The organism is Polaribacter sp. Asnod1-A03, from assembly GCF_045063585.1.
Classification (GTDB): domain Bacteria; phylum Bacteroidota; class Bacteroidia; order Flavobacteriales; family Flavobacteriaceae; genus Polaribacter.
Genome location: NZ_JBEFOE010000009.1, coordinates 3,414,675 through 3,435,571 on the forward strand (window position 1 = coordinate 3,414,675; position 20,897 = coordinate 3,435,571).

Annotated in this window: 16 protein-coding genes; 12 read left to right on the forward strand and 4 right to left on the reverse strand. The window is 31.0% G+C overall.

Annotated features, from left to right (window positions below):
- Positions 1 to 7 precede the first annotated feature (7 nt).
- The 4 genes from ACJJVY_RS15300 to ACJJVY_RS15315 form a co-directional block, all read right to left on the reverse strand.
- On the reverse strand, positions 8 to 784 hold the full coding sequence (locus ACJJVY_RS15300; RefSeq protein WP_405610753.1) for a UDP-2,3-diacylglucosamine diphosphatase: 777 nt from the start codon (positions 782 to 784) through the stop codon (positions 8 to 10).
- Positions 785 to 799: 15 nt separating this feature from the next.
- Entirely contained in the window at positions 800 to 2,374 is a 1,575-nt protein-coding gene (locus ACJJVY_RS15305) for a S41 family peptidase (protein ID WP_405610756.1), read from the reverse strand.
- Positions 2,364 to 2,792: a deoxycytidylate deaminase gene (locus ACJJVY_RS15310; protein WP_405610759.1), complete on the reverse strand. Its 429-nt coding sequence runs from the start codon at positions 2,790 to 2,792 to the stop codon at positions 2,364 to 2,366. Before ACJJVY_RS15310 ends, ACJJVY_RS15305 begins: the two co-directional genes overlap by 11 nt.
- Positions 2,793 to 2,914: 122 nt before the next feature.
- A complete protein-coding gene (locus tag ACJJVY_RS15315; RefSeq protein ID WP_405610762.1) occupies positions 2,915 to 3,496 on the reverse strand; it encodes a HupE/UreJ family protein in 582 nt (193 codons plus the stop codon).
- A 219-nt stretch (positions 3,497 to 3,715) separates the two neighbouring features.
- Here ACJJVY_RS15315 and nirB point away from each other — a divergent pair, with 219 nt between their 5' ends.
- The 12 genes from nirB to ACJJVY_RS15375 all read left to right on the forward strand — a co-directional run bounded on the left by nirB (position 3,716) and on the right by ACJJVY_RS15375 (position 20,888).
- The gene (gene nirB / locus ACJJVY_RS15320; RefSeq protein WP_405610765.1) at positions 3,716 to 6,232 is read left to right on the forward strand and encodes a nitrite reductase large subunit NirB; all 2,517 of its coding nucleotides are present in this window, start codon (positions 3,716 to 3,718) and stop codon (positions 6,230 to 6,232) included.
- 25 nt (positions 6,233 to 6,257) lie between these two features.
- Positions 6,258 to 6,635 (forward strand): nitrite reductase small subunit NirD, encoded by a 378-nt coding sequence (gene nirD, locus ACJJVY_RS15325; protein ID WP_405610768.1) that lies wholly within the window; start codon positions 6,258 to 6,260, stop codon positions 6,633 to 6,635.
- 9 nt (positions 6,636 to 6,644) lie between these two features.
- Positions 6,645 to 7,229, forward strand: a complete 585-nt coding sequence (locus ACJJVY_RS15330; RefSeq protein WP_405610771.1) for a DUF4202 domain-containing protein — start codon at positions 6,645 to 6,647, stop codon at positions 7,227 to 7,229.
- A gap of 16 nt (positions 7,230 to 7,245) precedes the next feature.
- Positions 7,246 to 9,057: a type IV pili methyl-accepting chemotaxis transducer N-terminal domain-containing protein gene (locus tag ACJJVY_RS15335; RefSeq protein WP_405610774.1), complete on the forward strand. Its 1,812-nt coding sequence runs from the start codon at positions 7,246 to 7,248 to the stop codon at positions 9,055 to 9,057.
- Positions 9,058 to 9,116: 59 nt separating this feature from the next.
- On the forward strand, positions 9,117 to 9,776 hold the full coding sequence (locus ACJJVY_RS15340; RefSeq protein ID WP_405610777.1) for a response regulator: 660 nt from the start codon (positions 9,117 to 9,119) through the stop codon (positions 9,774 to 9,776).
- Positions 9,777 to 9,946: 170 nt separating this feature from the next.
- The gene (locus ACJJVY_RS15345) at positions 9,947 to 11,368 is read left to right on the forward strand and encodes an MFS transporter (protein ID WP_405610780.1); all 1,422 of its coding nucleotides are present in this window, start codon (positions 9,947 to 9,949) and stop codon (positions 11,366 to 11,368) included.
- 132 nt (positions 11,369 to 11,500) lie between these two features.
- Positions 11,501 to 15,022 carry a molybdopterin-dependent oxidoreductase gene (locus ACJJVY_RS15350; protein WP_405610783.1) on the forward strand — a complete coding sequence of 1,174 codons (3,522 nt, stop codon included), beginning with the start codon at positions 11,501 to 11,503 and terminating at the stop codon, positions 15,020 to 15,022.
- Positions 15,019 to 16,452: a rubredoxin gene (locus ACJJVY_RS15355; RefSeq protein ID WP_405610786.1), complete on the forward strand. Its 1,434-nt coding sequence runs from the start codon at positions 15,019 to 15,021 to the stop codon at positions 16,450 to 16,452. Before ACJJVY_RS15350 ends, ACJJVY_RS15355 begins: the two co-directional genes overlap by 4 nt.
- Positions 16,453 to 16,465: 13 nt before the next feature.
- Complete coding sequence (locus tag ACJJVY_RS15360; RefSeq protein WP_405610789.1) at positions 16,466 to 17,218, forward strand: Crp/Fnr family transcriptional regulator; 753 nt, start codon at positions 16,466 to 16,468, stop codon at positions 17,216 to 17,218.
- A gap of 297 nt (positions 17,219 to 17,515) precedes the next feature.
- The gene (locus ACJJVY_RS15365; RefSeq protein WP_405610792.1) at positions 17,516 to 18,898 is read left to right on the forward strand and encodes a CmpA/NrtA family ABC transporter substrate-binding protein; all 1,383 of its coding nucleotides are present in this window, start codon (positions 17,516 to 17,518) and stop codon (positions 18,896 to 18,898) included.
- 20 nt (positions 18,899 to 18,918) lie between these two features.
- Entirely contained in the window at positions 18,919 to 20,025 is a 1,107-nt protein-coding gene (locus ACJJVY_RS15370; protein WP_405610795.1) for an ABC transporter permease, read from the forward strand.
- A 23-nt stretch (positions 20,026 to 20,048) separates the two neighbouring features.
- The gene (locus tag ACJJVY_RS15375) at positions 20,049 to 20,888 is read left to right on the forward strand and encodes an ABC transporter ATP-binding protein (protein WP_405610798.1); all 840 of its coding nucleotides are present in this window, start codon (positions 20,049 to 20,051) and stop codon (positions 20,886 to 20,888) included.
- Positions 20,889 to 20,897 lie beyond the last annotated feature (9 nt).

Here is a 20,897-nt window from a genome sequence, read left to right on the forward strand (position 1 = left end):
GCTTATTTTAAAAGGGATTATTGTTGAATTTTAACAATTTAAATTCAGAATCTTTAAATTCTCCAAAAGTGAAATATTGAATCCAATCTCCAAGGTTAATATATTTAGAGTTTTCTTGTAAATCAATTTCCATAGGTAAATGTCTGTGCCCAAAAATAAAGTAATCGTAATGCTTTTTTGTTAGTTTTCTTTTGCAATATAAAACCAACCACTCATTTTCTTCTCCTAAAAATTTTGCGTCTTCATCACCAGAAATCATTTTGTTTTTAACAGACATGTATTGCCCAAGCTTTACACCCAAATCTGGATGTAACCATTTAAACATCCATTTAAATAAAGGAAATGTAAACACTTTTTTCATGCGTTTGTAACCTTTGTCTCCAGGACCTAAACCATCTCCGTGGCCAATTAAAAACTTTTTGTTGTTGATTAAAAACTCTTGTGGTTTATGATAAACAGGAATGTTCAACTCTTTTTCGAAATAATCATTCATCCATAAATCATGATTACCAATAAAAAAATAGATTGGAATTCCGCTATCTTTAATTTCTGCTAATTTTCCTAAAACACGTACAAAGCCTTTGGGTACAACGGTTTTGTACTCGAACCAAAAATCGAATAAATCGCCTAGTAAAAAAATGGCTTCTGCATCTTTTTTCACTTCATCTAACCAAGCTACAAACTTTTTTTCTCTAGGAAAGCTAGCTTCTGTAGTTGGAGCACCTAAATGTTGGTCGGAAGCAAAATAAACTTTTTTGTTCTCTGAGGTAGTTATCGAAATCATTATTGTAAATAAACGTTATTCCTTTTTACTTTCCAACTCTAATACTTTTTGCAGCATTTTATCGTCTAATTGTATAATTCTATAAAAACCAACATCGCCAAAAAGCACATTTGCTATTGATGCTTTTAAGTATTTTTTGATGCTTTCTTTAGTTTTAAAAGAAGGGTTTCTTCTGTCTTTTATTGATGACAAGTAACTATTAAAAACAGTGTTATCAGTATCAAAATCAGTAACAAAATTATCTATACTCCATTTAGAAAGTTCTTTTCTTTTATTGTCTACAAAATCGAAAGCAAAATTATTTATAGAATTAAAGTAATAGCTAGACATGTAAGAAGTAGTGTCTATTGCTACAAAAACATCTGGCACAATACCTCCGCCACCATAAACTACTTTACCTTTTGGTGTAGTAAATTTTAAAGAATCTACAACTTTTATGCTGTCTTTATTTAATAATTCTCCACTATTAATTCTTTTTTGGTAATCGTTATAATAGCTTTTGTTACCTTCATGATCATAAGGTTTTTGAATAGAACGACCTGTAGGAGTGTAGTAACGAGCAGTTGTTAATCTTACCGCAGAACCATCACCTAAATCCATTTCTATTTGTACCAATCCTTTACCAAAAGACCTTCTACCAATAATGGTTCCTTTATCATTGTCTTGCAAAGCACCTGCTACAATTTCTGATGCAGATGCAGAGTTTTCATCAATTAAAACATATAAACCTCCATTTTCAAAATCTCCTTTAGAAGTAGCAAAAGATTTCTCAATTTCATTTTTATTATTTTTTGTAAAAACAATTAGTTTATCATCTTCTAAAAACTCATCAATAATACTATTTGCAATGTCTACAAAACCACCACCATTTCCGCGTAAGTCTAAAACCAAATCAGTCATTCCATCATCCATTAAAGAATTTAAAGATGATTTAAATTCTCTGTAGGTATTTCTTGCAAAACGATCTAATTTAATATAACCAACGGTGTCGTTAATCATATAGGCTAAGTCTACACTTTTTATATTTACCTTACCACGAGTAAGATTAACTGTAAAAATAGAGTCGTTACTTTTTCTATAAATTTGTAAAGCTACTTTTGTGTTTGGTTTTCCTTTTAAGTAATTCGGGACTTTGTTTGAGTATAATTCTTTGCCAAATAAAGTGTCTTTATTTGCCATCAATATTCTATCTCCTGCTTTAATTCCTGCTTTTATACTTGGGCCACCTTTTATCGGTTGAATAACAGTAATAGAGTCGTTTATCATTCTAAACTGAACACCAATTCCTACAAAGTTACCTTGCATATTTTCTGTTACAGCTTGTAGGTTTTCTTTAGGTATGTATACAGAATGAGGATCTAATTTACCCAACATTTGGGTTATGGCTCCATCTAAAAGACTGTCAGTATCTATTTCATCTACATAGTCTTTTTCTATAAAATTGATTAGCCTTTTTATCTTCATTTCTTGAGAAGAATTCTTTGTTAAAGACAACATACTAGTTGTATTTCCTTTTAAAGAAATACCAATTATAATACCTAAAACTACCGCAATAGAAAAGTAAATAGGTAGGTTTTTTTTATTCTTCATTCGGTAAATGATTTACTGTAACACCTGCTTTTTCTAAAAATTTAATACCAGAAAGATCTTTGTAAGCTTCTGTATAAACAACACGTTTTATACCTGCTTGATGAATTAATTTACTGCATTGTGTGCAAGGAGATAGTGTAATGTATAACGTAGCTCCTTTTGCAGATTGAGTAGAAGAAGCTACTTTTAATATTGCATTTGCTTCTGCATGTAATACTTCCCATTTTGTAATTCCTTCTTCGTCTTCGCAACAATTATCAAAACCTGTTGGAGTTCCGTTAAAGCCATCAGAAATTATCATTCTGTCTTTAACAATTAAAGCGCCAACTTGTTTTCTTATACAGTGTGATAATTTGCCCCACTCAAAAGCCATTTTTAGATAAGCTCTATCGTATTTTAATTGTTTTTTCTCTGTCATTATAACGAAAGTAAAAATATTTGTCTAAATAAGACGTTAATAATAAGACAAAGTTTTTCTATCTAATATAGTATTGTTAAAAAAACGGATAAAAGGTTTTAACCCTAATAAAGACAATTGTCTTACCAAAAAACTCTATCTACCATCATTTGAATTGCAAAACCAATTACAACAGAAGAGCAAACTAGAATCCAATCTCTTTTAGAAGCATTAAAAAAGTATTGGATAATTGTACCTATTATTAATATACCTAAAACAATTATAATTTGAGCACCTTCTATACCAAGAGCAAATTCTACTAATGGGAATAACTTGTCTTCTTCTTGGCCAATCATCATTCTAAAGTAATTAGAAAAACCTAACCCGTGGATTAATCCAAAAAATAATGCAAATATTAAGTTGGTGTTAGATTTGATTGATAAAGAGTCTTTTGCCGAAAAAACATTTACCACACCAGTTATAAAAATAGTTAAGGGAATTAAAAATTCTATTAATTCCATTTTCATGTTTAAAACTCCGTATGCGGATAATGCCAAAGTAACAGAATGACCAATAGTAAAAAGTGTAACTAACCATAAAACTTTTCTCCATTGGCTAAAGCTGAAAATAACCGCTAAAACAATTAAAAATAAAATATGATCGTAGGCCGAAAAATCTAACACATGATTTAGCCCCATTTTAAAATAAAGTAAAAAATCTTCCATAAAAAGCTTTAATTAGTTTCAAATATATTAAAAAGAGTACTTGTATTAAATTTTAAATGTAGAATTAACAATTCTAATTATAATATTTTAAATATTATTAAAAATATGAGTACAAGCATTTTAAAATTAGTAATTATTTGTTTTCTACGTAATATTTTTAGTAAAAAACACTAGCATTTAAGTATTTATACTTAGTTTTGTATTATAAAATACTTAGTTATGCAAACAGTTATTGTAGTTGGTAATGGAATGGTGGGGTATAAATTTTGTGAAAAATTTGTACAAGCATCAAAAAACAAAGAATATAAAATTATTGTTTTTGGTGAAGAACCAAGACCTGCTTATGACAGAGTTCATTTAAGTGAGTTTTTTGAAAACCAAGATGCAAAAGCTTTAGAAATGGCACCTGCAGAATGGTATAAAGAAAATGGAATAGATTTAGTGGTTGATGAAATGGTTTCTGATATACAAAGAGAAACAAAAACAATAATTACTGCTAAAAATAGAGTTCTTAATTACGATTATTTGGTTTTAGCAACAGGTTCATCCGCATTTGTGCCGCCTATTAAAGGTGTAGAAAAAGAAGGAGTTTTTGTGTATAGAACTATAGAGGATTTAGAAGATATGTTGGCGTACGCAGCTAAATTAAAAAAAGCAAACCCAAAAGCTAGAGCTGCTGTTTTAGGTGGTGGTTTATTAGGTTTAGAAGCTGGTAAAGCGGTTATGGATATGGGGTTAGATCCTCATATTGTAGAGTTTGCGCCTAAGTTAATGCCAAGACAATTAGATGCAAGAAGTAGTAAGGTGTTGCAGTTGAAGTTAGAATCTATTGGATTAAATATTCATTTAAGTAAAGCAACTAATCAAATTTTAGGAGAAGACCATATCATTGGAATGGAGTTTGGTGAAGATGATATTTTAGGTGTAGATATGTTGGTGGTTTCTGCAGGTATTAGACCTAGGGATGAACTAGGAAAAACTTGCAATCTAGAAATGGGAACTCGCGGTGGAATTGTAGTAAACAATAAAATGCAAACTTCTGATGAAAGCATTTATGCGATTGGTGAAGTTGCTTTGTTAAATCAAATGATTTACGGTTTGGTGGCTCCGGGTTATGATATGGCGGGTGTTGCAGTAGATCAAATTATTGGTAAAACAGATAGCTTAATGCCAGCGGATATTGATATGTCTACCAAATTAAAATTAATTGGTGTTGATGTAGCGAGTTTTGGAGAACCTTTTATGCCTGCTGCGAAAGGACATTCTATCATATTTGAAAATAAAACACAACATTTATATAAAAGAATTAATGTAAGTCTTGATGGAAAATCATTACTAGGAGGAATTTTAGTGGGTGATGCGTCAGATTATAGTATGTTACATCAAATTTATTTAAACGGAATGAAAATTCCTGAAGATCCAGCACAATTAATTTTACCTGCTGGTGATGGTGGGGCTTCTTTTGGTGATGTAATGGATTTGCCAGACGAAGCACAAATTTGTTCTTGTGAAAGTGTTACCAAAGGTCAAATTTGTGGAGTAATTGAAAGAGGTGAAGCTACAGATGTTGCTGGTGTTGTTAGTTGTACAAAAGCAGGAACTGGTTGTGGAGGTTGTAAGCCTATGGTTACCGACTTAACAAATGCAACGCTTAAATCTTTAGGTATAGAAGTTAAAGAAGGAGTTTGTGAGCATTTTGATTTGAGTAGACAAGATTTATATAAAATTATTCAGGTAAAAGGATATACAGCTTTTGATGAAGTGTTAGATAATCATGGAAACGGAGGTCATGGTTGTGAATTGTGTAAACCTTTAGTTGCTTCTTTAATGGCAAGTATAAATGCAGATACAGCTAATAAAGAATATGCAATTCAAGATTCTAATGATCGATTTTTGGCAAATATTCAAAGAAATGGAACTTATTCTGTGGTGCCTCGTGTTCCTGGTGGAGAAATTACTCCAGATAAATTAATTGCGCTTGGGCAAATTGCTAAAAAATACGATTTATATACAAAAGTAACAGGTGGAGTTCGTATCGATTTATTTGGTGCAACTTTAAATCAATTGCCATTAATTTGGAAAGAATTAATAAGTCATGGTTTCGAGAGTGGACATGCTTATGGTAAATCTTTAAGAACTGTAAAAACATGTGTTGGTTCTACTTGGTGTCGTTACGGAATGGATGAAAGTGTAAGTTTTGGTATCGAATTAGAAAATAGATATCGAGGAATTCGTGCACCACATAAAATTAAAGGTGGAGTTTCTGGTTGTATTCGTGAATGTGCAGAAGCTCGTGGTAAAGATTTTGGTTTAATTGCTGTTGATGGTGGTTGGAACTTATATCTTGGAGGAAACGGTGGTGCAACTCCACGTCATGCAGAGTTATTTGCAGAACAGATAGATAACGAAACTGTAATTAAATATATAGACAGGTACTTAATGTTTTATATGCGTACAGCAAAACCTTTACAACGTACTGCTGCATGGCAAGATCGTTTAGAAGGTGGAATAGATTATTTAAGAGAAGTTATTATTGAAGATAAATTAGGTATTGCTGCCGATTTAGATGAAGAAATGCAAACCTTAGTAAATAAGTTTGAATGTGAATGGACACAAGCAGTTAATGATCCTGAAACAATGAAACGTTTTAATCATTTTGTAAATAGTGAAGATGAAGATGATAACTTAGTTTTTGTTCCGCTTAGAGATCAAAAAATGCCAGAACCTTGGAAATAATTAACAGTTTTAAAAATTAAAGAAAATGGAAGGAATTCTAGAAAAATATAAAACAACGAAGTTAGAAGATGTAAAAGTTTGGTTTAAAGCTGCTTCAATCAATGCTTTTCCAAAAGATGGTGGCGCTTGTGTTAAATACAAAGATTTACAAATTGCAGTATTTAATTTCGAAAGATTAAACACATGGTATGCATGTCAAAATTTATCACCAGAAAAACAAGAAATGGTTTTAAGTAGAGGTATGATTGGAGATCATAACGGAATTCCAAAGGTTGCTTGTCCGCTACATAAAAAAACGTTTTCATTAGAAACAGGAGAGAATTTAAATGGAGATTTAGATCCAATTGCTATTTATCCTGTTAAAATTGATGAAGAAAATGTGTATATTGGCTTTTCTGATTAAAACCAAAAGATGAAGCCAACAAGATTTGAAACTGCCATTGCATTAATAGATAAAAAAAATGCAGAAGACCCAAATGTATACGAAGTAACAGGGTTAGAATATCCAAAAGAGTTATTGTATTCTCAAAGAATGACAAGAACGCTTTTGCAGTTTGATTCAAATGCGTCTAAAGCACTTCAAATTGCAGCAAGAGCACAACATATTTGTAGATGGCAAATTGCTAGAAATGAATATCCTATGGATAGAGTTGGATATTTAAAATGGCGAGAAGAGTTAAAAAAAATGCACGCAAACATTACTGGCGAAATCTTAGAGCAAGTTGGTTTTGATGCTCAATTTGTAGAAAGAGTTCAGAAAATTATTTTAAAAAAACTAATCAAAAAAAATGAAGAATCTCAAGCTTTAGAAGATACTATTTGTTTGGTTTTTTTAGATTATTATTTTGATGAATTTGCAGCAAAACATACCGATGAAAAAATTATAGATATTTTAAAGAAAACGTGGGTAAAAATGTCTGATAAAGGACATGCTGCAGCTTTAAAAATTCCTTTTTCAGAAAAAAGTTTGACTTTGGTAAAACAAGCTATCTCGTAGAAAAAACAATAATTATATGGCTAAAAACGGCAATTCATTAGACCAAAGAACGTTTGATAAATTAAGTCGTTTGTATGTACTTGCGTTAAGTGCCATTGCGCTTTCTGTATTTATTAGTCAAATTTTAGTACACAATCATTTAAATACTCAACAAAGTGATTCTACCGTAATAAATGTTGCAGGTAGGCAACGAATGTTAAGTCAAAAATTAACAAAAGAAATTGTTTCTCTTACGGTTTCTGTAGACGAAAAAAGTAGAATTCTTCTTAAAAATAAAATTGCCGAAACTTTAAATTTATGGCAATTATCTCACAATGCGCTTCAAAAAGGAAACGATAGTTTGGGGCTTCCTAAAGTAAATAGCGATAAGATTAAAAGTGAGTTTAAGGAAATTAATCCTGTTTTTGATGTGATGCAAGAAGCGTCAAAAGCAATAATTATAAAACTAACAAAAAAACCTGTTGTTTCTATTGATGAATTAGCTTTAGATGTAGAAAAAATAACCAACAATGAAAGTAAATTTTTATTGTTGATGGATGAAATTGTAAATCAATATGATTTAGAAGCAGATGAAAAAGTAGTTTGGTTAAAAAAATTAGAATTCGTTTTAATGACTTTAACGATAATTATTCTTTTAGGAGAGTTTTTATTTATTTTTTGGCCAACAGCAAAATCAATAAAATCTATTTTGGCAGATTTATTATTGGCAGAAAAAAAGGCTAAAAAAATGGCTTTTGATGCAGATGAATTAAGTATTGCAAAAGAAAGATCTATTAAAGAGTTAAGGGCGTTAAGTCATGCAATGGATGAAACTTTGTTGTTTGCAAGAATATCACCAAAAGGAAATTTAATACATATAGGAAACAAGTTTTCTCGTTTGTTTAAGTTGTCAAAATTTAATAGAGAAGTTTTGTTTTGGAATGTATTAACAGGCAATGAAAATGAGCAAGCATTCATTGAAAATTTAATTCTAAAACATAAAAAAATTGGTTGGCAAGGTGAAGTGAAAGGAACTATAAAAGGTAATGTAGATGTGTGGTTACAAATGTCTATTATTCCGTATAGACCAACAGAAGATAAATCAGAATTATTAATTATTGCATCAGAAATTACAGACAGAAAAGAAGCTCAATTAGAAATAGCGAGATTAACAAAGGTTAGTTTTGAGGAAAAAATGAGTCAGCAAAAGATTGTGTCTAGTCAAATTATAGAAAACCAAGAAAAAGAACAAAGTAGAATTGCTAAAGATGTTCATGACGGAATTGGGCAAATGTTAACGGGTTTAAAGTATAATTTAGAAAGTATTAATATTGATGACATTGAAAAAACAACTTCTAAAATAGAGCATCTTAAAAAACTGACTACAGATATTATAAAAGGAGTAAGAACCGCGACTTTTAATTTGACACCGCCAGAATTGTCAGATCACGGAATTGTGCCAGCGATTAACAAATTAACTCATGAGTTAAGTAAACTTACAGGAAAAGAAATTCTATTATATAATAAGACAGACTTTAATAAACGTTTAGATTCTTTAGTGGAGATAAATATTTATAGAATTGTACAAGAAGCTATTAATAATGCTATAAAATATGCAGATTCTTCACATATTTTAGTATCGCTTTCGCATAGTCAAAATATTTTAAGTATTGTAATAGATGATGATGGTAAGGGTTTTGAGCCATCCGAAGTAAAAAAAGTAAAAAATGGAGACGGGGGAATGGGAATGACGTTTATGAAAGAGCGAATTACGTATATAGAAGGAAGGTTGTTTTTAACTTCAGAACCAGGGAGAGGTACTAGAGTTACCTTAAATATACCAATATAGAAACATAAGTAGTTTTACTTAAAAATTCTTATTTTTGTACGTATAAAATATTTATAATTATGATTAATGTAGTTTTAGCAGATGACCATGTTTTGGTGAGAGATGGAATAAAAGCACTTTTAGAAGATCAGACAGGAATTATGGTTATTGATGAAGCTTCTAATGGAAAAGAAGCTTTAGAAGTAGTCTCTAGAAATAAACCTCATGTCTTAATTATTGATATTAGAATGCCAGAAATGAATGGTATTGAGGCTGTTGCAGAAATTAACAAGCATCATAAAGATGTAAGAACATTAATGCTTTCTATGCATGATTCTGAGGAATACGTAGTAAAATCAATACAAGCAGGTGCGGACGGGTATTTGTTGAAAGGAGCAAGTAAAGAAGAGTTTTTAAAAGCGGTAAATAAAGTAGCTTCTGGTGGTAAGTATTTTACAGGAGACGTTTCTTCTATTATTATGAATAACTTTGTAAGCGGAAATACAGCAAGTTTTCAAGGTCCAAAACCAGTAATTAAGGAGCTTTCTGTAAAGTTAACTAAAAGAGAGAAGCAGGTTTTAGGTTTGGTTTTAGAATTAAAGAATAATAAAGATATTGCAGATGAGCTTAAGATAAGTAAACGTACGGCAGAAGTGCATCGTTTTAACTTAATGAAGAAATTAGAAGCTAAAAACTTACAAGAATTAACAACTAAAGCTAATGATTATCAGTTGGTTTAAGTTTTTTGATATCCATGTTTTTATTTCTTATTATTTTTTAACTACAATTTTATCAAATATTTAAATAGGTTGATACGTAATTATTAATCTAGTAATAATTATAAAAAATACGTATTTTATACTTAAAATTAAGTATTTATACTTAGTTTTGTAAGTATAAAATATGTATTATGTCTACACTAGCTCAAGAAAAATCAACAAAATTAAGTTTACTTAACTTTTCGCACATATCTACGCGTACATTTTGGATTACATCAATATCGTTTTTTCTATGTTTTTTCTCATGGTTTGGTATTGTGCCTTTTATGCCAGATGTTGTTAAGGATTTAGGTTTAACACCAGATCAAAAATGGAATTCAATTATTTTAGCAGTTTCGGGTACTGTTTTTGCTCGTTTATTAATTGGTAAATTATGTGATAAATACGGGCCTAGATTATGTTACACTTGGTTATTAATGCTAGGTGCAATTCCGGTTATTTTATGCGGATTGGTACAAACACCAACTCAATTTTTGGTTTGTAGGTTATTTATAGGTTTTATTGGAGCCTCTTTTGTAATAACGCAAGTACACACATCTTTAATGTTTGCGCCAAATATTGTGGGTACGGCAAATGCAACTTCTGCAGGTTGGGGTAATTTAGGTGGAGGAGCAAATAGATTAGGAATGCCTTTAATTGCTGGAGCAGTTGTAGCTTTTGGGGTTGCAGATGCAGAAGCTTGGAGATATTCTATGATAATTGCAGGTATTGTTTGTTTTTTAATGGGTATTGTTTATTTCTTATTTACAAAAGATACACCAAAAGGTAATTTTAGCGAGTTAAAAGCTGCTGGAGAGATGATAGTTACTAAAAAGGATCAAGTTGGTTTCTTAGAAGTATTAAAAGATTATAGAGTTTGGATTTTATTTGTTGTGTATGCAGCAAGTTTTGGAATTGAATTGACAGTTTACGGAACCATGGATGATTATCTTCAAAATACATTTCAATTAGAAAGAGTAACTGCAGGAAACATTGTATTGTCTTTTGCTTTGATGAATATTTTTGCAAGAACTTTAGGGGGTTTCTTTGGTGATAAATTTGGTAAATTAAAAGGATTAAGAGGTCGTGTTTTATTTTTATCATTCATATTAACGTTACAAGGAATTATGTTAATTTCTTTTTCTGGTGCAACAAGTTTGGTTTTAGGAATTACGTTGTTAATTTCTTTTAGTTTAAGTGTACAAATGGCAGAAGGAGCAACGTTTTCTGTAGTGCCTTTTATAAATAAAAAAGCAATCGGTTCTGTTTCTGGAATTGTAGGTGCAGGAGGAAATGTTGGTGCATTTTTAGCAGCAATGTTGTTAAAGTCTAAATCTGCAGTAGCAGAAAAAGTGGCAATTGCTGCAAATGAAGGTTTAGGAGAAGAAACTGTAAAAGCAGCACAATCTATTGCATCTTCAAGTGCGGTTTCTAGTGGGTATTTATTAATTGGTTTTGTGGTAATCGCAACAGGTATTGTTGCTTTAACAATAAAGTTTTCTAAAGAAGAAGAAGGGGCGGAAACTTTAAAGCAAGATGTTGATGGATTAGAACCAGAATTAAATCCAGTATAACCATCAATTTAAAAATGTGTTTTTTATTGATTTAAAAATAAACAACTTCATTTTTAAAAGGATTCAGAATAATAAATAACAAATTTTGTTTAGTAAAAATTAATGTCGAATTTAGTATAAAACCTTGTCTAAATGATTAAAAATGAAATAAAAACAACGTGTTCTTATTGTGGAGTTGGTTGTGGAATTATCGTAAAAAAAGACATTAACAACAAGGTTTTTGTTGAAGGAGATAAAGAGCATCCGGTTAATAAAGGAATGTTGTGTTCTAAAGGGATGAATTTGCATTATGTTGCCAATGATACTTCAGACAGAATTTTATATCCAGAAATGCGTTGGTCTCGTTCGCATCCTAGAGAAAGAGTTTCTTGGGATACGGCTTTAGATAGAGCTGCTAACGTTTTTAAATCAATTATCAAAAAACATGGTCCAGATGCTGTAGCATTTTATGTTTCTGGCCAGAGTTTAACCGAAGAATATTACATTGCCAATAAACTAACAAAAGGGTTTTTAGGAACCAATAATATAGATACCAACTCACGTTTATGTATGAGTTCTGCTGTGGTTGGTTACAAAAAAACATTTGGAGAAGATAGTGTACCAATTTCGTATGAAGATATAGAATTGGCAGATTGTTTTTTAATTACAGGTGCAAATCCGGCTTGGTGTCATCCTATTTTATTTAGAAGAATAGAAAAATGCAAAGAAGAAAATCCGAATGTAAAAATTATAGTAATTGATCCTCGTAAAACAGATTCTGCAAATTTTGCAGATTTGCACTTGCAGTTAAAACCGGGTACAGATGTTGTTTTATACAATGCAATTGGGAGGCGTTTGTATAAAAAAGGATTAATTGATGAGGATTTTATCAATAAATATACACAAGGTTTTGATGGTTATAAGAAAATTATTTTTGATACTACTCTAAAGCAAGCTTCTAAAATTTGTGGAGTGCCAGAAGATGATATTGAAAAAGCTGCAGAAATGATTGGTCTTTCTAAAGGATTTATCAGTATGTGGGCAATGGGTTTAAACCAAAGCGTTGTGGGTACAGATAAAAATGTATCTCTTTTAAATTTATCTTTAATTACTGGGCAAGTTGGTAAACCGGGATCAGGTCCATTTTCTTTAACAGGTCAGCCAAATGCAATGGGTGGACGAGAAGTTGGTGGAATGGCAAATTTATTAGCGGTTCATAAGGACCTAGGAAACGAAGAACATAGAAGAGAAGTTGCGCAATTTTGGGGAGTTGATAAAATATCGGCTAAACCAGGATTAACGGCAACAGAAATGTTTGATGCTTTAGAAAGCGGAAAGTTAAAAGCAGTTTGGATTGCTTGTACAAATCCTTTGGTAAGTATGCCAAATTCTCATCAAATAGAAAAAGCAATGGCAAAATCTAAGTTTGTGGTTGTGCAAGAAATCTCTCATAAATCGGATACTTTAAATTATGCTGATTTAGTTTTACCAGCAGCAGCTTGGTTAGAGAAAGAAGGAACAATGACAAATTCTGAACGTAGGATTTCTTATTTACCCAAAGAAATTGAAGCGCCAGGAGAAGCAAGACCAGATGTAGAAATTTTTTGTGATTTTGCACAAAGAATGGGCTTTAGAGGTTTTGATTATAACGGAGCAGAAGAAATTTACGATGAATATGCATCGATGACTAAAGGCACAAATATTGATGTTTCTTTTTTAAATTATGAAAGATTAAAAACAGAAGGAACTTTTCAATGGCCAGTAAATGAATATAGAAGTAAAGGAACTCCGCGTCTTTTTGAAGATAAAAAATTTTACACTCCATCACAAAAAGCAATTTTTAATGTTCCGTCAACGATAGAAAATACTTCGGTAAAAACAAGTGGCGAATTTCCGTTGATTTTAACAACAGGTCGTGTTAGAGATCAGTGGCATACTATGACCAAAACGGGTAAAGTATCAAGATTAAAAACGCATTATCCAAAACCAGTTTTAGAAATTAATCCGGTAAATGCATATTTAAAAGGAATTAAAGATGGTGATGTTACCGAAATAAAAAGTGCAAATGGAGTTGTAAGAGTGCGTGCAAAAATTACAGATGCTATTAAAGAAGGTATTGTTTTCTTGCCAATGCATTGGGGTAAAGTTTTACAAAGTAATTTAAATAGAGCCAATAATTTAACCAATACACATGTAGATCCAGTTTCTAAAGAGCCAGATTTTAAATTTACAACAGTTGCGGTTTCAAAATATAAAAAACCCAAAGAAAAAATTATAATTGCAGGAGCAGGAGCCGCCGCTTTTCGTTTTTTACAAAATTATAGAGATTATAATCAAGTTGATGAAATTCATGTTTTTTCTAAAGAAACCAACTTATTTTATAATCGAGTTTTATTGCCAGAATATATTACAGAAGAACTTTCTTGGGAGCAATTATTGAAAATAAAAAATGTTGAATTAAAGAATTTAAATATAAAAATTCACCCAGAAACAATTATCAATAAAATTGATAAAGAAGTAAAAGTTGTTACAGATTCTAACGGAGAAACGCATTCGTTTGATAAATTAATTTTAGCAACAGGTAGTAGACCTTTCATTCCGAAGGATGTGCAAATAGAATTACCGGGTCGTTTTACCATGCGTAATAAAAGCGATGCAGATCGTTTTAAAAATTACTTAGATGATACTGGTTTGCCTCCAGAAGAACAACATGTTGTAATTGTTGGTGGCGGTTTGTTGGGCTTAGAGTTAGCCGCGGCAATGAAGCATAAGAATGTAAAAATTACAATCATTCAGCGTGCATCTAGATTAATGGAGCGTCAGTTAGATAAAATTTCTAGCAAATTATTGTCTTTAAATGTACAAGAAAGAGGTATTCAAATTTATTTTGATAATGAAGTAAGTACCGTTTTTGATGATGAAGATACGGGTGAATTAACCATCAACTTAAAATCTGGAAAATACATTACAGCAAATGCAATTGTGTATGCAATTGGTACCAGACCAAATATAGAAATTGCTAAAAATAACGGAATACTTTGTGGACGAGGTGTAAAGGTAAATCAGCATTTACAATCTTCTCATCCAGATATTTTTGCAATAGGTGAAATAGCAGAATTTAATAATAGATTATTTGGTATTACTTCTGCGGCAGAAGAACAAGCTGGTATTTTGGCAAATTTTATTGCTGGAGATATCAGCGAAGCTTATAAAGGTTCTGTGTTAATGAATATATTAAAATTCAGCGATTTAAACCTGTGTAGTATTGGAGAGATTAAAGTGCCAGAAAACAATTCGAGTTACGAAGAAATTATATTTACAGATATTTCTAAAGGATATTATAAGAAATGTATTGTAAAAGACGATTTGTTAATTGGTGCAGTTTTAGTAGGTGATAAAAACGAGTTTGCAGAATTTAAAACTTTAATAGAAAGTAAAATTGAAATGTCTGACAAACGAGAAACTTTATTAAGAGGGTCTTCTAACGACGTGCCAATGTTGGGTGAGTTGGTTTGTTCTTGCAGTCAAGTTGGTGCTGGTAATATAGAAGAAGCAATTACTGGTGGATGCACAGATTTTACAGAATTATGTAATAAAACAGGTGCGGGTTTAGGTTGTGGAAGTTGTAAAACTGAAGTGAGAGAAATTTTAAATAACGCAAAAGTAGGAGTATGAGCAAGCAGTTAAATAGAATTATTGTAAAAGGAGGTGTTTTATCTCCAGGAGAATTGAAATACATTTGTGAATCTTTAGAAAGTTTAGGTTTACAAACCATTTCTTTTGGTTCTAGGCAAGATATTATTTTGCCTAAAGAGATGAAAAAAGGTGCTTTAACTCAGTTTGAAAAATTGGTAGTTGTAGATGCGGATGAGGTTGGGGTAGAAAATATTGTATCCTCTTATGTTTGTGCAGATATTTTTCCGAGTACCTCTTGGTTAACAGGTGATAGATATTTGTATATTTTAGAGCAATTCCGTTCCAAATCAAAATTAAAAATAAATATTACAGATCCAAAACAACGTTTAGTGCCTTTATTTACTGGGCATATAAACTTTGTTGCTTCAGAACATGAAGATTATTGGTATTTGTATATAAGGCTTCCGGGTTGGCAAAACATACAAATGTATCCTGCGTTAATTTATACTTGGGATTTAGATAAAATTGAAAACACAATTGAAAACATACTTCAAGAAGAACCAGAAACAATAGAAACTATCTTTGAATTGGTAAACGATGCAATTGATACAGATAATAGAACTGTAGATAAAGTGTTAGATGTGCCTTTTTATCCTTTTCCTTATTTTGAAGGAATGAATAAAATAGGAATGGATAAATACTGGTTAGGTTTGTATTGGAGAAACAATCAGTATGATATTTCTTTCTTAAAAGAAATGTGCGAATTATGCTCAGAAAACAAAATTGGTAAAATTTCTATTACACCTTGGAAATCTTTTATCGTAAAAGGAATTCCTAGAGAGTCTAAAATTGTTTGGGAAAAATTTTTAGGAAAAAGAGGTATCAATGTTCGTCACTCTATGTTAGAGTTAAATTGGCACATTCCTGTGGCAAACAAAGACGCATTCAACTTAAAAAAATACTTAGTTTCTAATTTTGATCAAAATGATATAAGTACGTATGGTTTAACTTTCGGAATTACAGATTATAGTAAATCTGCTTATTATTTTACATCTATTGTTGTAGAAAAAAATAAACAACCAGAAATGATTGGTAATTTTCAAACAAGAGATACGTATAATTTGTTGTATGCTAAAAACTTCGATCCTAATACAAGACAGTATGTTATGCACGTGCAAGATATAGATAAAGTGGAGTTACCTGGTTTGCTAATGGAATTAAGTCAGTTGTATTTTGATCAATTGGGAAGTGAAAGAGAAACGGAAAAAGAAATTGAAACAGAAAAAGAAACCACAGAGTTAGAAGTATATCAATGTAAAGATTGTTTAACAATTTATGATGAAGCTTTTGGTGATATTACTCAAAATATTGCGCCAGAAACTTTTTTTAATGATTTGCCAGAAACTTATGAATGTTCGCTTTGTGAAGCACCAAAAACAAGTTTTGAAAAAGTAGTTTTAGTAAAATAATCAACCAAAATAATTGATTTTAAATCAAAACATATCAATAAATAATTCAAGAAAAATAATAACAGATTTTTCTTGTGCTTCTTGTGGTAATATGTCTTGTTTGATAAAAAAAAATTTAAACAATATTGTCAATCCAACTTTTGTTGAAAGAAAGAAAACTTTAAAATGTAAAAAAGGACAGCAATTTATAATTGAAGGTGCTGCAGTAAATGGCTTGTTTTTTATTTTAGAAGGAGTTGTAAAAGTTTTTAGAACAGGTATTAATGGGCGCGAGCAAATTGTGCGTTTTGCAAAAGAAGGCGAGATTATTGGTCATAGAGGTTTTGGTACAGAAGAGTATTATTCTATTGGAGCAATCGCTTTAAAAGATACTATTTTATGTTATATATCTAAAGATGTTATGCAAGAAGCATTGTTAGAAAATCCAAAATTTGGATACGATATGATGCTTTTTTACGCAAACGAATTAAACAAAAGCGAATCGAAAGTAAAGTCAATTTCTCAAATGACAGTTCGTGAACGTGTTATTGATACATTATTATATATTCATAGAAAATTTGGAGAATTACGTGGGTTTTTAAACCTACCATTAAGTAGAAAAGAATATGCAGATTATGCAGGTACAACAGAAGAGCAAGTAATTAGAATTTTTTCACTCCTTAAAAAAGAGGGTTTAATTTTATCACAAGGAAAAAAAATAGGAATTACAAATCTTCGGAATTTAAAAAACGAAATAAGCGAACATAATTTTTACTTAGATTCATAAAAAATCACTTTTTTTTATTATTTGAACGATTGGCCTTTTAATTTTTATAATTAAAAGGCCTTTTTACGTAGAAAAATTAATGTAAAAAATAAATACTTATGTATTTTACTTAGTTAATTTTTATAGTGTAATTAGTTGTTTTAGTGTTTGTTGTTATTTTTATATGTTTTTTAATAGTTTTTTATATGTTGTAAAAAGATGTTTAAATGTGTGTGATGTCATGAATTAAAATAAAGTCTAGGTATATATTTGTTAAAAAATAAGTATTAATACGTAGATTAATAAAACTTACACAATATGAAATCTCTATTTAAAAAATCAACCTACATCTTACCAGCAGCAATGTTATTATTTGCTTGTGGAGGTAAAGAAACTAAAAAAGCGACTACTTTAGAAGCTAAAATTACTAAGACAAAACAGTTAGATATAGAAAAACCACAATTAACTTTTGGGTTTATTAAATTAACAGACATGGCTCCTTTGGCAATTGCTAAAGAAAAAGGCTTTTTTGAAGACGAAGGATTATTTGTTTCTGTAGAAGCACAATCTAATTGGAAAAATGTTTTAGACAGAGTTATCGATGGTCAATTAGATGGTTCTCATATGTTAGCAGGTCAGCCAATTGCTGCTGGTGCAGGTTTTGGTCGTCAAGCAAAATTAGTAACTCCTTTTTCTATGGATTTAAATGGAAACGGAATCACAGTTTCTAATGATGTTTGGTCTAAAATGAAGCCAAATGTGCCAAAAGATGGAGACGGAAAGCCAGTTCATCCCATAAAAGCAGATGCATTAAAACCAGTAATTACAGAATATAAAAATGCCGGAAAAGCATTTAAAATGGGAATGGTTTTTCCTGTATCTACACATAATTATGAAATTAGATATTGGTTAGCAGCAGCAGGTATTCATCCAGGAATGTACACCAAAGAAAATGTACAAGGACAAATTGATGCAGAGGTTTTATTATCTGTAACACCTCCGCCACAAATGCCAGCAACGTTAGAAGCAGGTACTATTTTTGGTTACTGTGTTGGTGAGCCTTGGAATCAGCAAGCAGTTTTTAAAGGAATTGGAGTTCCTGTAGTTACCAACTACGATATCTGGAAAAACAATCCTGAAAAAGTATTTGTAATGACAGAGAAATTTATCGAAGAAAACCCAAATACAGCAGTTGCAGTTACAAAAGCATTAATTAGAGCTGGTAAATGGTTAGATAAGCCAGAAAACAGAAAAGAAGCGGTAAAAATATTATCAATGTCTCAATATGTTGGGGCACCAGAAGAGGTTTTAGCAAATTCTATGACGGGTACTTTTGAATTTGAAAAAGGTGATAAACGTGAAATGGAAGACTTTAACGTATTCTATAAATACAATGCTACATATCCTTTTTATTCTGATGGAATTTGGTTTTTAACTCAAATGAGAAGATGGGGACAAATTCCTGAAGCAAAGCCAGCAGATTGGTATGCATCAACAATTAAAGATATTTATAGACCAGATATCTGGAAAAAAGCAGCTGCACTTTTAGTTGAAGAAGGTAATATTCCTGCAACAGATGTTCCTGATACAGATGGTTACAAACCAGCAACAGCAGATTTTATTGATGGAACAACATATGATGCAAAAGATCCTTTAGGATACATCAATAGTTTTAAAATAGGAAACAAAGATAAAAAATAATAATACCAGAAAATACGATTATGAAAGCAAGTTTAACACTAGGTAAAGTTTCTAATTTTATAGGATTAGGTTTTATTACAACATTAAAAGATCTGTTTACCGGAAAGCTAGAAAAAGAAGAATTAAAAAACTTTTTACGCAAGACAATAGTGCCACTTGCTTCCATTTTATTATTTATTGGTTTGTGGCATTTAGGAGCAAAATCTTTATACAATATTGAAGCTAATTTTAAAATAGAAAAAGCTTTACAAGATCAAGGTCAAGCTGCAGCAGCTGCATTAAAAACATGTATTGCTTCTGGCGAATCTAGTTGCCAACCAAATACATTGCCTTCTCCTAGTCAAGTTTGGGATTCTTTTCAATCTTTATTAAGAGATCATAATATTATTAGTGCAGATAAAGCTGCTTTTGCAGAAAAAACAGCAGCTTTAAATGAAAAAAGAATTTCCGAAGGAAAAGATGCAATTGTATATACTGGAAGACCTTCTTTTGTAGATCAAATATTTAGAAGTTTACAAACGGTATTTGCAGGTTTCTTATTAGCATTATTAATAGCGGTTCCTTTAGGTGTATTTATAGGATTAAGTCCTACTTTAAAAAGTGCATTTAATTGGTTTATTCAAATTTTTAAACCAGTATCTCCTGTGGTTTGGTATTTATTAGTTTTTATGATTGTAAAAACATTATTAATAGACTCTAACGAAGATAGTTCATTTACCATTTCATTTATAAGTGTCGGTTTTTGTTCTATGTGGGCAACTTTGGTTAATACAGCAATGGGAGTTTCTACAGTTGATAAAGATTATATAAATGTTGCAAAAGTTTTAAAATTAGGAACTTTTCAAAAGATTTTTAAAGTGGTACTTCCTTCATCTTTGCCTTTAATTTTTACAGGATTAAAAATAACATTATCAGTAGCTTGGATGGTTTTAATTGCAATTGAACTTTTGGCACAGAGCCCTGGTTTAGGGTTGTTTGTTTGGGAGGAATTCCAAAATGGAGCAAACGATTCTAATGCAAAAATTATTGTTGCCATGTTTGTGATTGGTATCATTGGTTTCTTGTTAGATAGATTGATGTTGATGATACAAAATTGGGTGTCTTTTGACAAAACAGATGCTATTTAATAACCAATTAAAAACTGAAGAAAATGGCATACTTAGAACTAAATAATATTTGTAAAAGTTATCATCAGGCAGACGGGGAAACAGAAGTGTTGTCTAACATCAATTTAAAGATAGAAGAAGGAGAATTTGTTGCTATTGTAGGTTTTACAGGAAGTGGAAAAACAACGTTAGTGAACTTGATTAACGGATTAGAAAAACCAACAAGTGGCGAGGTTTTATTTAAAGGAGAACCTGTTGTAGGTACAAGCCATGAGCGTGGTGTTATTTTTCAAAATTACTCATTATTACCTTGGTTAACTGTAGAACAAAATGTATTAATGGCAGTTAAAGAGGCTTTTCCAAAACGAGAAAAATCTGTTTGGAAACGTAAAGCAGCTCATTATATAGACATGGTAAGTTTAACACCAGCTATTCATAAATTACCTAAAGAATTATCAGGCGGAATGCGTCAACGTGTTGCAGTTGCAAGAGCTTTGGCAATGAAACCAGATATGATTATTATGGATGAACCTCTTGGTGCTTTAGATGCTTTAACTCGTGGTAATCTGCAAGATCAAATCTTAAATATTTGGGGGAAAGACAAAAGAACGGCTTTGTTAATTACAAACGATGTTGATGAAGGTATTTATATGGCGGATAGAATTATTCCTTTACGTCCAGGGCCAAATGCAACATTAGGTCCAGAGTTTAAAATCGATTTAGAGCGTCCGAGAGATAAAACGGAAATGAACGATAATCCAAACTTTAAAAAAACCAGAAATGCAATTATAGAGTATTTAATGGATATTGGAGATGAGCGTAAATCTGAATCAAAAGAAGAGTTTGTGTTGCCAGAATTAACACCAAAAGATTTTGTTAAATAATTAAAATTA

What these genes read in the sequence shown, in the direction of transcription:
- ACJJVY_RS15300 (WP_405610753.1), bottom strand. Translation starts at nt 784, where the DNA reads ATGATTTCGATAACTACCTCAGAGAACAAAAAAGTTTATTTTGCTTCC.
- ACJJVY_RS15305 (WP_405610756.1), bottom strand. Translation starts at nt 2,374, where the DNA reads ATGAAGAATAAAAAAAACCTACCTATTTACTTTTCTATTGCGGTAGTT.
- ACJJVY_RS15310 (WP_405610759.1), bottom strand. Translation starts at nt 2,792, where the DNA reads ATGACAGAGAAAAAACAATTAAAATACGATAGAGCTTATCTAAAAATG.
- ACJJVY_RS15315 (WP_405610762.1), bottom strand. Translation starts at nt 3,496, where the DNA reads ATGGAAGATTTTTTACTTTATTTTAAAATGGGGCTAAATCATGTGTTA.
- nirB (WP_405610765.1), top strand. Translation starts at nt 3,716, where the DNA reads ATGCAAACAGTTATTGTAGTTGGTAATGGAATGGTGGGGTATAAATTT.
- nirD (WP_405610768.1), top strand. Translation starts at nt 6,258, where the DNA reads ATGGAAGGAATTCTAGAAAAATATAAAACAACGAAGTTAGAAGATGTA.
- ACJJVY_RS15330 (WP_405610771.1), top strand. Translation starts at nt 6,645, where the DNA reads ATGAAGCCAACAAGATTTGAAACTGCCATTGCATTAATAGATAAAAAA.
- ACJJVY_RS15335 (WP_405610774.1), top strand. Translation starts at nt 7,246, where the DNA reads ATGGCTAAAAACGGCAATTCATTAGACCAAAGAACGTTTGATAAATTA.
- ACJJVY_RS15340 (WP_405610777.1), top strand. Translation starts at nt 9,117, where the DNA reads ATGATTAATGTAGTTTTAGCAGATGACCATGTTTTGGTGAGAGATGGA.
- ACJJVY_RS15345 (WP_405610780.1), top strand. Translation starts at nt 9,947, where the DNA reads ATGTCTACACTAGCTCAAGAAAAATCAACAAAATTAAGTTTACTTAAC.
- ACJJVY_RS15350 (WP_405610783.1), top strand. Translation starts at nt 11,501, where the DNA reads ATGATTAAAAATGAAATAAAAACAACGTGTTCTTATTGTGGAGTTGGT.
- ACJJVY_RS15355 (WP_405610786.1), top strand. Translation starts at nt 15,019, where the DNA reads ATGAGCAAGCAGTTAAATAGAATTATTGTAAAAGGAGGTGTTTTATCT.
- ACJJVY_RS15365 (WP_405610792.1), top strand. Translation starts at nt 17,516, where the DNA reads ATGAAATCTCTATTTAAAAAATCAACCTACATCTTACCAGCAGCAATG.
- ACJJVY_RS15370 (WP_405610795.1), top strand. Translation starts at nt 18,919, where the DNA reads ATGAAAGCAAGTTTAACACTAGGTAAAGTTTCTAATTTTATAGGATTA.
- ACJJVY_RS15375 (WP_405610798.1), top strand. Translation starts at nt 20,049, where the DNA reads ATGGCATACTTAGAACTAAATAATATTTGTAAAAGTTATCATCAGGCA.